General features: G+C 70.6%; 14 protein-coding genes. 6 read left to right on the plus strand and 8 right to left on the minus strand.

Going from position 1 to position 14,965, the window contains the following annotated elements:
* Positions 1-5 precede the first annotated feature (5 nt).
* The 6 genes from ND450_RS13570 to ND450_RS13595 form a co-directional block, all read right to left on the minus strand.
* Positions 6-1,136: an aromatic ring-hydroxylating dioxygenase subunit alpha gene (locus ND450_RS13570; protein ID WP_253326483.1), complete on the minus strand. Its 1,131-nt coding sequence runs from the start codon at positions 1,134-1,136 to the stop codon at positions 6-8.
* 18 nt (positions 1,137-1,154) lie between these two features.
* Positions 1,155-1,448, minus strand: a complete 294-nt coding sequence (locus ND450_RS13575; RefSeq protein ID WP_253326484.1) for a hypothetical protein — start codon at positions 1,446-1,448, stop codon at positions 1,155-1,157.
* Positions 1,445-3,892 (minus strand): FAD-dependent oxidoreductase, encoded by a 2,448-nt coding sequence (locus ND450_RS13580; protein WP_253326485.1) that lies wholly within the window; start codon positions 3,890-3,892, stop codon positions 1,445-1,447. The genes ND450_RS13575 and ND450_RS13580 overlap by 4 nt, the downstream gene beginning before the upstream one ends.
* Positions 3,889-4,974 carry an S-(hydroxymethyl)mycothiol dehydrogenase gene (locus ND450_RS13585; protein ID WP_253326486.1) on the minus strand — a complete coding sequence of 362 codons (1,086 nt, stop codon included), beginning with the start codon at positions 4,972-4,974 and terminating at the stop codon, positions 3,889-3,891. Before ND450_RS13585 ends, ND450_RS13580 begins: the two co-directional genes overlap by 4 nt.
* Before the next feature lie 14 nt (positions 4,975-4,988).
* Positions 4,989-6,269 carry a serine hydroxymethyltransferase gene (gene glyA, locus ND450_RS13590; protein WP_305885220.1) on the minus strand — a complete coding sequence of 427 codons (1,281 nt, stop codon included), beginning with the start codon at positions 6,267-6,269 and terminating at the stop codon, positions 4,989-4,991.
* Positions 6,270-6,445: 176 nt separating this feature from the next.
* A complete protein-coding gene (locus ND450_RS13595) occupies positions 6,446-7,228 on the minus strand; it encodes an IclR family transcriptional regulator (RefSeq protein WP_253326487.1) in 783 nt (260 codons plus the stop codon).
* 122 nt (positions 7,229-7,350) lie between these two features.
* Between ND450_RS13595 and ND450_RS13600 the strand changes: the two genes are divergently transcribed.
* Together ND450_RS13600 and ND450_RS13605 are read left to right on the plus strand one after the other, a co-directional pair.
* Positions 7,351-7,668 (plus strand): bifunctional 3-phenylpropionate/cinnamic acid dioxygenase ferredoxin subunit, encoded by a 318-nt coding sequence (locus ND450_RS13600; protein WP_089921471.1) that lies wholly within the window; start codon positions 7,351-7,353, stop codon positions 7,666-7,668.
* Entirely contained in the window at positions 7,665-8,813 is a 1,149-nt protein-coding gene (locus ND450_RS13605) for an NAD(P)/FAD-dependent oxidoreductase (RefSeq protein ID WP_253326488.1), read from the plus strand. Before ND450_RS13600 ends, ND450_RS13605 begins: the two co-directional genes overlap by 4 nt.
* Here the strand turns inward: ND450_RS13605 and ND450_RS13610 are convergent.
* On the minus strand, positions 8,808-9,587 hold the full coding sequence (locus ND450_RS13610) for an SDR family oxidoreductase (protein WP_253326489.1): 780 nt from the start codon (positions 9,585-9,587) through the stop codon (positions 8,808-8,810). The genes ND450_RS13605 and ND450_RS13610 overlap by 6 nt on opposite strands.
* 63 nt (positions 9,588-9,650) lie before the next feature.
* On the opposite strand from ND450_RS13610, the gene ND450_RS13615 reads away from it, so the two are divergent.
* Entirely contained in the window at positions 9,651-10,943 is a 1,293-nt protein-coding gene (locus ND450_RS13615) for an MFS transporter (protein WP_253326490.1), read from the plus strand.
* A 5-nt stretch (positions 10,944-10,948) separates the two neighbouring features.
* On the plus strand, positions 10,949-11,557 hold the full coding sequence (locus ND450_RS13620; protein ID WP_253326491.1) for a TetR/AcrR family transcriptional regulator: 609 nt from the start codon (positions 10,949-10,951) through the stop codon (positions 11,555-11,557).
* A gap of 71 nt (positions 11,558-11,628) precedes the next feature.
* Here the strand turns inward: ND450_RS13620 and ND450_RS13625 are convergent, their stop codons facing one another.
* Positions 11,629-13,110 (minus strand): pyridoxal-dependent decarboxylase, encoded by a 1,482-nt coding sequence (locus tag ND450_RS13625; RefSeq protein WP_253326492.1) that lies wholly within the window; start codon positions 13,108-13,110, stop codon positions 11,629-11,631.
* Between the two features lie 81 nt (positions 13,111-13,191).
* Here ND450_RS13625 and ND450_RS13630 point away from each other — a divergent pair, with 81 nt between their 5' ends.
* Positions 13,192-13,629 carry an Lrp/AsnC family transcriptional regulator gene (locus tag ND450_RS13630; RefSeq protein WP_089921476.1) on the plus strand — a complete coding sequence of 146 codons (438 nt, stop codon included), beginning with the start codon at positions 13,192-13,194 and terminating at the stop codon, positions 13,627-13,629.
* A 126-nt stretch (positions 13,630-13,755) separates the two neighbouring features.
* Complete coding sequence (locus ND450_RS13635) at positions 13,756-14,961, plus strand: sensor histidine kinase (protein ID WP_253326493.1); 1,206 nt, start codon at positions 13,756-13,758, stop codon at positions 14,959-14,961.
* The last annotated feature ends 4 nt before the right edge of the window (positions 14,962-14,965 follow it).

The raw sequence follows: 14,965 nt of genomic DNA on the forward strand, positions 1-14,965 counted from the left end.
GCCTTCTACCACCTCTTGGTTGCTGTGGCTTCCTGGACCCAGCGGTGGAACTCCCCGATGTGGTGTTCGGAGGGAACCAGCACACCCCCTTGCGCGTAGGCCCGCGACGACATCGCGGGCTGACACCGTTCGCAGGCCTCGAAGTCCTGCTCGTTGACGCGGTGGAAGAGCTCGACGGACCGCGAGACGTCCTTGCCGGTCGCGACGACGTCCTTGGCGTAGAGCCAGTCGCACTCCACGACGGTGCGGTCGGCGGCCAGCGGGAACATCCGGTGGATGATCACGTGGTCGGGCACGAGGTTGATGAACACCTGCGGCCGCACGGTGATCGCGTAGTACCGGCGTTCCTGGTCGGAGGCGACACCGGACAGGTTCGCGAAGCCCTCGCTCCCGTCGATGGTGAAGCCCTTGATCTCCTCGCCGAACACCGCGCCGTGCCCGACGTAGTACTGCGCCGCGTACCCGTCCGCGAACTCCGGCAGGACCTCCGTCAGCTCGGGGTGGATGGTCGCGCAGTGGTAGCACTCCATGAAGTTCTCGATGATGAGCTTCCAGTTGGCCTTCACGTCGTAGGTGATCCGGCGCCCCAGCTCCAGCTCGCTGACCTGGTAGTTGCCGATCGCGTCGAGGTTGCCCAGCCGTTCGCGCACGTCCTGCTGCACGGTTTCCTCGAACGACGCGGGTTCGTCGGCCAGCGACAGCCACGCGTACCCGAGCCACTCGCGCAGGTGCACCTTCTTCAGGCCGTACTCGACGCGGTCGACGTCCGGCATGGACGTGAGGTTCGGCGCGGCGACGAGCCTGCCGTCGAGGCCGTAGGTCCAGGCGTGGTACGGGCACTGGAAGTTGCGCTTGACCGTGCCGGTCTCCTCGACGCAGAGCTTCGCGCCGCGGTGCCGGCAGATGTTGAGGAACGCGCGCAGCGAGCCGTCGCGGGAGCGCGTGACGAGCACGCTCTCACGCCCGATCTGGACGGTCCGGAAGTTGCCGGCGTCGGGGAGGTCGGCGCTGTGGACCGCGCAGAACCACATCCGCTCGAAGATGTTCCGCTGCTCCAGCTCGAAGATCGCCGGGTCGGTGTAGGTGCTGCCCGGCAGGGTCGGGATCAGGCTTCCCGGGAGCTCGGTCGCGGTCATGATCACTCCGTGGTGGTGTCAGAGAAGAAGGGAACGCGCGTCCGAGCCGGCGCAGATCACCAGCAGCGGGGCGGTGTGGGTGCTCGACCGCGTCAGCACACGGGCACCCGTTCCGGACGGCTCGACGTGGAAGTCGATCACCGTCTCCTCGAAGCGCAGGTCGGCGCCGGCGAGGAAGGCGTCGTCCGAGCCGGGCAGTTCGGCCTGCGACCGGCTGTCCAGCCCGAGCACGCGCAGCCCCCGCGCGGCGAGGCGGTGTGCGGCCGCCCCGCCCAAGTCGCCGAGCCCTATGACGATCACGTCGTGGCTCATGACCGGATCCGCAGCATCTTCGGGTCGAACAGCGGTTCCGCCGCCACCACCGCGGCGACCCGGTCGCCGAAGTACTCGATCTCGACCCGGTTGCCCTCCGTCGCGACGTGAGCGGGCAGCCAGGCGTAGGCGATGTTCCTGCCGATCGAGTACCCGCGGGCCGCGCTCGTGACGTACCCGACCGCCACCCCGCCCGCGAACACCGGCTCCGACCCCATGACGACCTGGTGGTCGTCCTCGATGAGCAGGCACGTGAGCTTGCGGGTGACCGTCTCCTCCGACCTGCCCTCCAGCGCCTTGCGACCGTGGAAGTAGCCCTTGTTCATGCGGACCGCGAAGCCCAGCCCCGCCTCGAACGGGTCGTGCTCGGTGGTCACGTCGGTGCCCCACGAGCGGTAGCCCTTCTCCAGCCGCATGCTGGTGAACGCGCTGCGGCCCGCGGCGATGACACCGTGCTCCTGACCGGCCTCCCACAGCGTGTCCCACAGCCTGCGGCCCATGTCCGCGGTGGTGTAGAGCTCCCAGCCCAGCTCGCCGACGTACGACAGGCGCATCGCGGTCACCGGCACCTCGCCGATGAACGCCTGCTGCGCCTTGAAGTAGCCCATGGCCTCGTGCGAGAAGTCGGTCTTCGTCAGCGGCTGCAACAGATTGCGCGCTTCCGGTCCCCACAGGCCGATGCAGCACGTGCCGGGCGTGATGTCGCTGATGTGCACACCACCGTTGGGAGGCAGGCGCCGGCGCAGCCAGTCGAGGTCGAGCGGGCCGTTGGCGCCGACCTGGAACCGGTCCTCGCCGAGCCTCGCGATCGTCAGGTCGCTGCGCACTCCCCCGTCCTCGTTGAGCAGCAACGTGTAGACCACCGCGCCCGGCTTGCGGTCGAGCTGGTTGGTGGTCATGGTCTGCAGGAACGTCAACGCCTCCGGACCGCTGACCTCCAGTCGCTTCAACGACGTCATGTCGAACATCGCGACGCGCTTGCGGGCGACCAGCGCCTCCGCACCGGCGATAGGCGACCAGAACCGGGACGCCCATTCGTTGCGCTCGGGGATCTCCGCGACCTCGGGCAGTGAGGCATTGGCCTCGTACCAGTGCGGCCGTTCCCAGCCCGACGCCTCCAGGAACACCGCGCCGAGTTCCTCCTGCCGCTCGTAGAACGGGCTCGTGCGCAGCGGGCGCGGGTTCTCGGCGGGCTGCAACGGGTGCAGCACGTCGTAGACCTCGACGAACGCCCGGCAGCTGCGTTCGTGCACGTAGCCGGGGGCGCGCTGGACGTCCTCGAACCGGTTGAGGTCGCAGCCGTGCAGGTCGACGCCCGGCTGGCCGTCGACCAGCCACTCGGCCACCGCCTTCGCGACACCGGCGGAGTGCGTGATCCACACGGCCTCGGCGACCCAGAAGCCCTCCAGGCCGGGGTGTTCGCCGAGCAGCGGGTTGCCGTCCGGGGTGAAGGAGAACAGGCCGTTGATCCCCTCCTCGACCTTGGAGTCGCCGAGCGCGGGCAGCAGGTCGACGGCGGCGTCCCAGGAGGTCTCGAAGTCCTCCGGGGTGAACGCGATCTCGGACGGCATGGTCGGCGCCACGTCGAAGTCGAGGATGTCGTCCGCCGAGATCGGCATGGGCCGGTGCCCGTACGCGCCGATGCCGATCCGGTCGACGTGCTCGCGGAAGTACAGGTCGGCGTCCTGGTGGCGCAGCAACGGCCTCGACATCTCGGACAGCTCGGTGTTGACGCCCTGCAACGACGGCAGCGGAGCCGTTTTCGCGTACTGGTGGGCCATCGGGACGAGCGGGATGTCGAGGTCGACCATCCGGCCGATCCGCGGGCCCCACATGCCGACGCACGACACGACGACGTCGGCCGGGAACGTGTCGTGCTCGGTGACGACGGCCTTGACGCGACGCCCGGTGCGTTCGATGCCGGTGACCTCGTGGTGCGACAGGAACTTCGCCCCGCGTTCCATCGCCCGGCGCGCCTGGGCCTCGGCCGCCCTGAGCGGCTTCGCGATGCCGTCGGTGGGGATGTGGAAGCCACCGAGGATCTTCGAGGGATCCAGCAACGGGTACAGCCGCGCGACCTCGTCGGGATCGCGCAGGAAGCTCTCGACGCCCCACGACGTGGCCCAGCCGTGGCGGCGCTGGATGTCGGTCCAGCGTTCCGGTGTGGTGGCGACCTCCAGGCCGCCGACCTGCTGGAAGCACCACCGGTCGTCCAGCGTCAGCGCCGTGTACTTCTCGACGGTGTACTTGGCGAACGACGTCATGGTCTTGCAGCCGGTGGTCTGGAAGACCAGACCCGGTGCGTGGGAGCTCGACCCGCCCGTGGCGAACAGCGGTCCCTGTTCGAGCACGGTGACGTTGGTCCACCCGCGGGCGGTCAGTTCGTCGGCGAGTGCGCATCCGACGATGCCCGCGCCGATCAGCACGACTCGCGGCTGCGTCACAGGACCACCACCGAACGCAGGACCCGGCCGTGGTGCATGTCGTCGAACGCCTTCTCGACGTCCTCCAGGCCGATCGTCTCGGTCACGAACGCCCCCAGGTCCAGCCTGCCCTGCAGGTACAGGTCGATGAGCAGCGGGAAGTCGCGGCTGGGCAGGCAGTCGCCGTACCAGGACGACTTCACCGCGCCACCGCGGGAGAACACGTCGATCAGCGGCAGTTCCAGCGTCATGTCCGGTGTCGGCACACCGACGAGGACCGCCAGTCCGGCGAGGTCGCGGGCGTAGAACGCCTGCTGGAACGTCTCCGGCCGGCCGACGGCGTCGATCACCACGTCGGCGCCGTTGCCCTCGGTCAGCTCGCGGATGGCCTCGACGACGTCCTGCTCGCGGGCGTTGACGGTGTGCGTGGCGCCGAACCGTTCCGCCCACCGGAGTTTCGTGTCGTCGAGGTCGACGGCGATGATCGTGCGCGCACCCGCCAGCCGGGCTCCCGCGATGGCCGCGTCCCCGACACCGCCGCAGCCCAGCACGGCCACGCTGTCGCCGCGGGTCACGCCCCCGGTGTTGATCGCGGCGCCGATGCCCGCCATCACCCCGCACCCGAGCAGGCCGGCGACCTCCGCCGGTGCCTTCGGGTTCACCTTCGTGCACTGTCCGGAGTGGACGAGCGTCTTCTCCGCGAACGCGCCGATGCCCAGCGCGGGCGACAGCGGAGTGCCGTCCTGCAAAGTCATCGGCTGTGACGCGTTGTAGGTGTTGAAGCAGTACTGCGGACGGCCGCGCAGGCACGCCCGGCACGACCCGCACACCGCACGCCAGTTGAGGACCACGAAGTCGCCGGGCTCCAGGTCCGTGACGCCGGCACCGACCGACTCCACGACGCCCGCCGCCTCGTGCCCCAGCAGGAACGGGAACTCGTCGTTGATCCCGCCCTCCCGGTAGTGCAGGTCCGTGTGGCACACGCCGCACGCCTGCACCTCGACCACCGCTTCGCCGGGACCGGGATCCGGCACGAGGACGGTCTCGACCGAGACCTTCGCCCCACGTCCCGCAGCCACCACGCCGTTCACCGCTTGTGCCACTCGAGTCGCTCCCGTCAGAGGTGGGGGTAGAGGGGGTTCTTTCCGGCCAGCGCCGCGACGCGGGCGGACAGGTCCGCCTCGTCGAAGTCGGGCTGGAGGGCCGCGGCGATGACGTCGGCGACCTCGGTGAAGTCGTCGGCGGTGAAGCCGCGGGTGGCCAGGGCGGGCGTGCCGATCCGCAGGCCGGAGGTGACCATCGGCGGTCGCGGGTCGAACGGGACCGCGTTGCGGTTGACGGTGATGCCGATGCGGTGCAACCGGTCCTCGGCCTGTTTGCCGTCCAACGAGGACTCGACCAGGTCCACCAGGACGAGGTGCACGTCGGTGCCGCCGGAGAGCACCTTGACCCCGGCGTCCCGGCAGTCCGGCCGGGACAGCCGCTCCGCGAGGATCGCCGCGCCTTCGAGGACGCGCTGCTGCCGTTCGCGGAACTCCTCCCCCGCCGCGACCTTGAACGCGACGGCCTTGGCGGCGATGACGTGCTGCAGCGGTCCGCCCTGCTGACCGGGGAACACCGTGGAGTCGACCTTCTTCGCCAGCTCCCCGGTGGAGAGGATCACGCCACCCCGCGGACCGCCGAGGGTCTTGTGGGTGGTGGTCGTGACGAGGTCGGCGAACGGCACGGGGCTCGGGTGCAGGCCCGCGGCGACGAGCCCGGCGAAGTGGGCCATGTCGACCATGAGCTTGGCGCCCACGAGATCGGCGATGCGGCGGAACTCGGCGAAGTCGAGCTGCCGCGGGTAGGCCGACCAGCCCGCGATGACGAGCTTCGGCCTCGACTCGAGCGCGAGCCGTTCGACCTCGGCCATGTCCACGCGCCCGGACTCGCGGTCGACGTGGTACGCCACGACGTCGTAGAGGCGGCCGGAGAAGTTGATCCGCATGCCGTGCGTCAGGTGACCGCCGTGCGCGAGGTCGAGGCCCATGATCGTGTCACCGGGCTGGAGCACCGCCGCCATCGCCGCCGCGTTGGCCTGCGCGCCCGAGTGCGGCTGGACGTTCGCGTGCTCGGCGCCGAACAACGCCTTCACCCGCTCGATCGCCAGCGCCTCGATCACGTCGACGTGCTCGCACCCGCCGTAGTAGCGGCGGCCCGGGTAGCCCTCGGCGTACTTGTTGGTCAGCACCGATCCCTGCGCCTGCAGCACGCCGACCGGCGCGAAGTTCTCGGAGGCGATCATCTCGAGCGTCGACTGCTGGCGGTGCAACTCGGCGCGGATCTCGGCGGCGACCTCGGGATCCAGCTCGCCGAGGTCCTGGTCCAGAACTGTGGTGGTGGGAACGGAGAGTGACAACGGGCCGACCCTTCCGAGCGAGTTCCGTAATACGCAACCTGGTTCGCATTATGCAACTGCGCATCACGGTGCGACTCGTTCGAGCCGTTGTCAAGGCCTTGTCGCACGGACGGAGGCATCCGAAAAGACGAGGAGCCTCCGGCTGCGGCCGGAGGCTCCTCGTTCGTGAATCCGTTTCACAGCACGGGATGCCCCATGCGCACGGAGAGATCTCGCGACGCCACGCGCAGTTCCTCCACAATTTCGGGCATGCGCTTCTGCGAGAGCCGGTAGGCGGGACCGGCGGCGCTGATCGCCGCCACGACGTCACCGCGCGAGCCGAACACCGGCACCGCGACGGCGTGCAGGCCGGCCTCGAGCTCCTCCATGCACGTGGCGAACCCGTCCTCGGCCGTGCGGCGCAGGACGTACCGCAGCTTGACGGGATCGGTGATCGTGCGCGGCGCGCAGGACTCCAGTTCACCCGACAGCAGGCGTTCCTGCTCGTCGGCCGGCGCGGCGGCGAGCAGGACCTTGCCGCTCGACGTCGCGTGCAACGGCGTGCGCTGCCCGACCCAGTTCTGCGCGGCGACCGCGGAACTCCCCCGCGCCTGGCTCACGTTGAGCGCCACGTCGCCGTCGAGGACCGCGATGTTGACGGTCTCGCCGAGCCGGTCGGCGAGCTCCGTGCACACCGGGCCGCCGACCCGGACGTAGTCGAGCTGGCCGGTCACCGCACCCGCGAACCGGAGCATGCCGATGCCGATGCGGAACGGGCCGCGTTCGCCTTCCTGCTCCACGAGTTCGCGGGCCTGGAGCGTGTGAACGAGTCTGGACGCGGAGGACTTGTGCACACCGAGCTCGGCGGCGATCTCGGTGATCCCCGCCTCCCCGTTGCGGGCCAGCAGCTCGAGCACCGCCACCGCCCGATCGACCGATTGCACCAGCGCCTTGTCGCGCGCAACCTCGCTGTTGCTCATGACGCAACGGTATCCGATTGACGCAACCCACTCGGGTTCTTGACGCCGTTCATGATCCTGGTTCATCCTCGCTGTTGCGTATCGCACACCGTGTTCCGTAATACGCAACGGAGGTTCACCTGATGATCACCGCATGCGCCGTGGACGACCTGCCGGTGGGCGAATCCGTGGTCGTGACCGGCGACGTGGCGATCGCCGTCTTCAACGCGGACGGCGAGTTCTACGCGATCGACGACACCTGCACCCACCAGGACGCCTCGCTGTCGGAGGGGTGGCTGGAGGGCTGTCTCGTCGAATGTCCGTTGCACGCCGCGAGTTTCGACCTCCGCACCGGCCTGCCGACCTGCCTGCCGGCCAAGAGGGCGGTGCGCACCTACCCGGTCGTCGTGCGGGACGGCGTGATCTACGTGGACACGGGCGGCCAGGAGGCCGTGGCATGAGAACGGTCGCGGTCGTCGGCGCGTCGCTCGCCGGGCTGCGGTCCGTGGAAGAACTGCGCTCGCAGGGCTTCGACGGCCGGATCGTGGTGGTCGGCGAGGAGCCTCACGCGCCCTACGACCGTCCCCCGCTGTCCAAGGCCTTCCTGCTCGGCACCCGGACCGCCGCCGATCTGACGCTCTCCGACGAGGACTTCGGCGCGGAGTGGCGGCTCGGTGTGCGCGCGTCCCGGCTCGACCCGTCCACGGGCTCGGTCTTCCTGTCCACGGACGAGGTCGTGCGGGCGGACGGCGTGGTGATCGCGACCGGTGGCCGCCCTCGCACGCTGCCTGGCACGGCCTCGTTGCGCGGTGTCCACACCCTCCGCACGCTCGACGACGCCGTTGCGTTGCAAGGAGAACTGGTGCCCGGCGCTCGTGTCGTGGTCGTCGGCGCGGGCTGGATCGGCGCCGAGGTCGCGTCCACGTGCCGCGCGCTCGGCCTGGACGTGACGGTCGTCGAGGCCGCCGCGATCCCGATGGAACGCTTCCTGGGCCCCGTCCTCGGTGCCCTCTGCGCCGACCTGCACACCGACCACGGCGTCGACCTGCGCCTCGGCGTCGGAGTGGAGTCGTTCGCGCACAACGGGAAGCGTGTCACCGGCGTCGTCCTGCGCGACGGCACGCACCTCCCGGCCGACGTCGTGGTGGCCGGTATCGGCATGGTGCCCGCCACCGACTGGCTCGCCGGCTCCGGCCTCGCGGTGGACAACGGCGTGCTGTGCGACCACGGCTGCGTCACGTCCATCCCGTCCGTGGTCGCCGTCGGCGACGTGGCCCGCTATCAGCACGGCGGTCGCCACGTCCGCCACGAGCACTGGACGAACGCCTCCGAACAGCCGGTCGTGGCCGTCCGCAACCTCCTCGCCGGCACGACGGCCGAGACCTACCGGCCGTCCGGGTACGTCTGGTCCGACCAGTACGGCGTCCACCTCCAGCTCGCGGGCGAGACCGGCGGCGCCGACGAGGTCGTCGTGGTCGACGGCTCGCCGGACGACCGCAGGTTCGCCGCGGAGTTCCGCCGCGCGGGCCACCCGGTCGGCGTGCTCGCGATGAACGACGCCAAGCTCTTCGGCCGCCTGCGCCGCGGGCTCACCGCCGTCTCATAGGCATTCGAGCAGGGCGTCCGTCCTAGCTCGCAGGTGTGGACCGGCGTCGTCACCGGTGAAGATCCACGGCTTGCCGGCCTCCATCGCCGCCAGCACCATCTCCCCCACCTCGTCGACACCCGGCCCGCTGCGCAGGAACTCCTGGACGACCGGCACGAGTTCGTCCCTGATCGCGAGACTCCGGTGCAGGGCACCGGTGTTCGCGACGATGCCCGTGTCGACCGGACCGGGGCACAGCACGCTGACCCCGACCCCGTGCCTCTCCGCGGACAGGCGCAGCGACTCCGAGAGCCCGACCACGGCGAACTTCGACGTCACGTACGGCACGTTCGGGTCGGCCACGAGCCCAGCGCCCGACGCCGTGTTCACGACGTGGCCGGACCGGCGGCCGATCATGCGCGGCAGGAACGTCTGGATCCCGTTGACCACGCCTGTCAGGTTCACGGCGAGCACCAGGTCCCACGTCTCGTAGGTCAGGTCCGCCGCGGTGGCGTACGGCACCACGCCCGCGTTGTTGAACAGCAGGCCCACCGGACCCAGCTCCCGTTCGGCCACGTCGGCGACCTCGGCGAACCTCGCGCGGTCGCGCACGTCGAGCTCGTAGGTCCGCACGTCCGTCACGCGGGCCAGTTCCGCGACCGCCCGTTCCAGCGCCGGACCGTCGACGTCGGCCAGCGCGAGGCGCACACCCCGCCGGGCCAGCGACCTCGCGATGCCCAGGCCGATGCCCTGCGCGCCGCCGGTGACGAACGCGACCGATCCCGTCCACTCCATGTCGGAAGCCTTTCTGTGCTGATCTGACGACACTATGTTGACTAACACAGTAGCCTGCTCAACATGCCTTCGAGAGCAGATCGACCTTCGGCAGCCGCAACGGACGCCCGTCAGGACCCCGGATCCCTGCGCGCGGTCCTCGCCACGGGCGGCGGGGCCACCGTCGGGGTGCTGGCGGGCCTGCAGGTGCTGGACAGCGTCGACGGCGTGATGTTCGTGGTGTTCGCGCCGGAGATCCGCGAGTCGCTCGGCATCAGCACGGCGGCCGTCGGCGTCGTCGGAGCCCTGACCGGGGTGATGGTCGCCCTCGCGGCCCTCCCGCTCGGCCTGCTGGGAGACCGGTACCGCCGCACGACGATCGCCGGCGTCGCCACGCTCGTGTGGGCCGCCGCAGCTGGACTCCTCGGCCTGGTTCAGAACCTCTGGCAGGCCTCGGCGGCCCGCGTCGTCGCGGGCATCGGCAAGGCCAACGAGGGTCCGATCCAGTCGGCGCTGCTGGTCGACGCCTATCCCCCGGCCGTGCGCGGCCGGGTGCTCGGGCTGCACCGGGGCGGGCAACCGCTGGGCATCGTGGCCGGGCCGTTGGTGGCGGCCGCGTTCGCGGCGCTGATCCCGGAGGAGCACGAGCCCTGGCGGTGGGCGTTCGCGTTCCTCGCCGTACCGGCGCTGGTGCTGGGGTTCGCCGCCCTGCGCCTGCCGGAACCGGCCAGGCAGCACTCGAGCGCCTCGTCCCGCGGTGTGTTCGCGAGCCTGCGGAAGATCCCCACGCTGGTCGGGGTGGTGATCGCGCTCGGCACGTTCGGCATCAGCGTGACGACGGTGCCGATCTACCTGAACGTCGTGCTCGAGGAACAGCTCGGGCAGGGCGCCGCGGCCAGGGGCGTGATCACGTCCGTGTGCGCGGCGGGAGGACTCCTCGGCGCCGTCGCGGGCGGGGCGATGAGCGACTGGTTGTTCCGGCGCAGCCCAGGAGCATGCCTGTACTTCGCGGCCGTCACGCTGTCGATGATGGGGATCGGGTTCGCGGTGCAGGCGTACGCGCCCGACGTGACGACCTACGTGGTCATCGGGATCGTCATCCAGGCGATGACGTTCGCGGGCATCGTCCCGCTCAGCGTGGTCGTCGCCGCGGTGACACCCGCGGAGTCCCGTGCGACGGCGTTCGCGCTGGTCGGCGTCTTCACCGCGCTGATCGGCGGGCTGGGCGGCGCGGTGCTCACGGGCGCGGCGGAGGAGCTGTGGGGCGTGCAGGCCGCGGTGGCCGTCGTCGCCCCGGCCGCCTCGGTCGTCGCCGGTGTGGTGCTGGCCGCGACCGTCCGGCACGTGCGGCGGGACGTCGACCGGGTCGTACGATGATCGTCGTGACCTCCCCCGGGCAGCGCCGGATCGACGAGATCGGCGACGAGAGCCGCCGCCGCATCCTCGACGCCGCCGAGGAGCTGTTCGCCGAACGCGGGTTCGACCGCACGTCCTTCGTGGACATCGCGAAGCGGTCGGGCATCAGCCGGGGCTCGATCCCGTGGCACTTCAAGAACAAGGACGGCCTCGTGATGGCCGTCGTCGAACGGGCCGTCGCACGCATCTGGCCCGTCGAGCGCTACGAGTCGGTGCCGTCGATCACCGAGGTGTTCTCCGAGACCGCCGAACTGCTCAGGACCGGCAACTCCGCGCTGGTGTTCATGATCCTGGTCGAGGCGCTCGGCGACCGGGGCGTGGTGCACGACCAGTACCGGGAGTTCTTCTCGCGCCGGCGGGCGGGCATCGAGGAACTGCTGCGCTTCAAGCGCCCGGCGGGGCTCGACCCCGAGCAGGCGGCCGAGCGGGAGCGCACCGCCGCCGTGGCGTTGAACGGCGCGCTCCTCGGCATCCACCTGCAGGCGCTGGTCGACCCGGAGAACGTCGACCTGGACGCCGCGCTGGTGTCGATCGCGACGATGTTCGACCGGAACCTCGCGGACGTCTGGCGCTAGGTCGTGTCCCGGAGGTTCGTCCGGTGGCAGGCGCGGGCGAGAGACCTGGAGGCGGTGCCGCCGCGACGTCCTCATACCGGGTTGTGTTCGGGCGTCGCGGCGGTGCCGCCTCCAGGGCCCTCACCCGCTACCGCCGCCCGACGAGGCCTCCGGGACACGGCCTGACGGAGTCGGCGCAGGACCAGGTCGATGTCGGCCTCGGACGTGCGGTGGTTGGTGACGCAGGCGCGGATGCCGCGCCTGCCCGCCACCACCACGGGTCCGAGCAGCGCCACGTTCTCCGCGATCAACCGCTCCAGCAACGCGCTGTGCTCGTCGTCCGAGGCACCGTCCAAGGCGAAGCACACCGCCGTCAGGGTCACCGGCGCCAGCAACGTGAGTCCGGGCGTGGCCTCGATGCCGTCGCCCAGCCGCCGCGCCAGCGCCAGGGTGCGCGCGTTCGCGTCGCGGAACGCCGAGACACCGAACGTCTGCAGCGCGCTCCACACCTTGAAGGCCTTGAAGTTGCGGGAGAGCTGCAGCCCGTAGTCCATGTAGTCGGTCATCAGCGGGTCCTCGGCGACCGTCAGGTACGAGGAGTCGAACGCGAACGCGGCCCGCAGCTTCGCGTCGTCGCGGACGAGCAGGCAGCCCGCCTCCAGCGGCGCGTACAGCAGCTTGTGCGGGTCGAGCGTGATCGAGTCGGCGCGGGCGCAGCCGCCCATCAGGCCGCGCATCTCCTCCGACAGCAGGAAGAGCGCGCCGTAGGCACCGTCGACGTGCAGCCACAGGTCCTCCGCGGCGCACAGGTCGGCGATCTCGTCCAGCGGGTCCACCGAGCCCGTCGACACCGTGCCGCAGGTGCCGACCACGCACCACGGCCGCAGTCCGGCGGCGCGATCTTCCTCCACGGCCGCCCGGAGTGCGTGCACATCCATGCGGTGCAACGGATCCGTGGCGATGTGACGCACGTTGTCCAGGCCGATGCCGAGGACCGCGGCGGCCTTGTCGACACTGCGGTGCGCCTCGACGGACGTGTAGACGACCAGCGGTGCCGCGTCCCGTTGCAGACCGGTGGCGTGGAAGTCGGGCACGCGGTCGTGCATCGCCGTGGCCAGCGCCTGCAGGGTGGCGAGCGAACCGCCACCGGTGAGGATTCCCATGGCGCCAGAAGGAAATCCGACGACCGAGGCCAGCCACTCCAGCACGGATCGCTCGACCACGCTGGCCGCCGGTGACAGCTGCCAGAAGTTGCAGTTCTGGTTGATGGCGGCGGCCATCGCCTCGGCGTACGGGGCGATGCCGTTGGGCGGGCCGAGGACGTAGGCGAGGAACCTCGGGTGCGCGACCGTCGTCGAGTTGGGCAGAATCGTGCTCTCCCAGGCGTCGAACAGCCCGTCCACACCGACGCCGTGCTCGGGCATCGGCGTGGCGAGCAACGACGACAGCGCGTCCCGGTCGGGCGCCGGCAGGATCTCGGACTTGGCCAGGCCTCGCTCGTAGGAGTCCAGCAGCGCCACCAGCCTCGCGCCTGCCCTGTCACGTTCTTCGTCGGTCAGCAGCAGTTCGTTCACGAGGAGCAGATTAGGCCGGATGGGCTGGCACACGATTGCCACTTCAACCCTCCAGAAGCCGCTTCGTGGCACACTCTGCCAGTGGACCGCATCGATCGCGCAATCATCCGCCACCTCCAGGAGGACGGCCGGCTCACGAACACCGAACTGGCCGACAAGGTGGGCCTCACGCCGTCGCCGTGCCTGCGGCGGGTCCGGGCGCTGGAGGAGGCCGGGGTGATCACCGGCTACCACGCGGCCGTCGACCCCGTGGCGCTCGGCCGGGGCTTTCGCGTGCTGCTGCACATCGACCTCCACGCGCAGGACCTCGGCACCATCGAGGCGTTCGAGGCGCGGATCGCGGAGATCGACGCCGTCGAGTCCTGCGTGCGGATGTTCGGGCAGCCCGACTACCACCTGTGGATCGCGGTCGCCGACATCGCCGCGTACGAGCAGCTCTACATGTCGGCGCTGACGAGGCTGCCGGGCGTGGCGCGCACGAACTCGCAGTTCCCGATGAAGACCGTGCTACCGCGGTAGCACGCGAAGAGTGCGCCGGAGTACGACGACCCGGCGGTGCGGTCCTGCGACCGTTCTCGCATGCCCAGAACCACTTCGGTCGCTGATGTAAGTTCGACGGAGGTTCCGTGGGGGCGGTGGGGGTCCGTGAAGTTCGCCGAGGTCAAGCAGTTCCTCCTCACCGGTGCCGCCACGCTCTTCGCCGCGAGCCGGCTCGTCAGGACACCCCCTCCGGCCCGGTGGCGGCACGTCCGGCTGGTGCTCACGCTCGGCCTGGCCGCGCTGGTGGTGGCCCTGGACGTGGCCGTCCCGCCCGGCCGCTACGGCTGGGACTACCCGGTCCCGGGCTGGTGGTTCACGGGGATCGCCGCGGCGTCGGTGGTGGTGTCGCTCAGGAACCCGCTGTGGGCGTGGCGCGGGTGTGCGCTGCTGCTGGCCGTCACCCCGATGATCAACTGGCTCTGGAGCGACGACTGGCTCTGGCCCTGGTCGCCAGGCCTGGTGGTCGCGACCACGGCGATGGCGCTGGTCGTCGGCCAGAACTACCGCCAGGTGGTGCTGGCGTGGGTGTTCCTCTTCACCGTGGCGTCCGCGTGGGTCTGGTCCGGGAACTACCTGCAGTTCACGCTCATGGCCGGTGCCGTCGTCGGCGGAGCGCTGGTCCTCGGCAACGCCATGCGGTTGCGCCGCATCGCCGAGGCGGACAGCGCCGAACACCACGCACGGGCCACCAAGCTGGAGGAACGCGCGGTCATCGCGCGCGAACTGCACGACGTGGTGGCGCACCACATGTCCGTGCTGGCTCTCCGCGCCGGGAGCGCGCGCTACCGGTTCGACGGCCTGCCATCGGAAGTGGTCACCGAGTTCGACGAGATGCAGTCCACGGCACGTGAGGGCCTCACCGAGATGCGACGGCTGCTGGGCGTCCTGCGCAACGAGAACGGCGAGCTGGCGACCGCACCGCAACCGCGCGTGGAGGAGATCGCCGACCTGGTCGACCGGCTGCGCGGCGCGGGAGTCGCCGTGTCCCTGGAGGTCGAGGGGAACGTGCGGGACGTGCCCGCGGGCGTGGCGCTGTCGGCGTACCGCATCGCCCAGGAGGCCCTGAGCAACGCCGTCCGCCACGCGCCGGGCTCCACTGTGGACGTCGAGATCTCCGCAACGCCGGGGGAACTGCGGCTCGTGGTGGCCAACGGCGCCCCGACCGCACCCGTGCCGGCCTCCGACGGCAGGACACGGCACGGGCTGCTCGGGATGCGCGAACGGGTCACGGCGCTGGGCGGCGCGTTCCGGGCAGGGCCGGACGGAGGCGGGTTCGTCGTGGCGGTGACGTTGCCGTTGAACGGAGGATGACCGG

Source organism: Lentzea sp. HUAS12 (genome assembly GCF_024125735.1).
In the GTDB taxonomy this organism is placed as follows: Bacteria; Actinomycetota; Actinomycetes; order Mycobacteriales; family Pseudonocardiaceae; genus Lentzea; species Lentzea albida.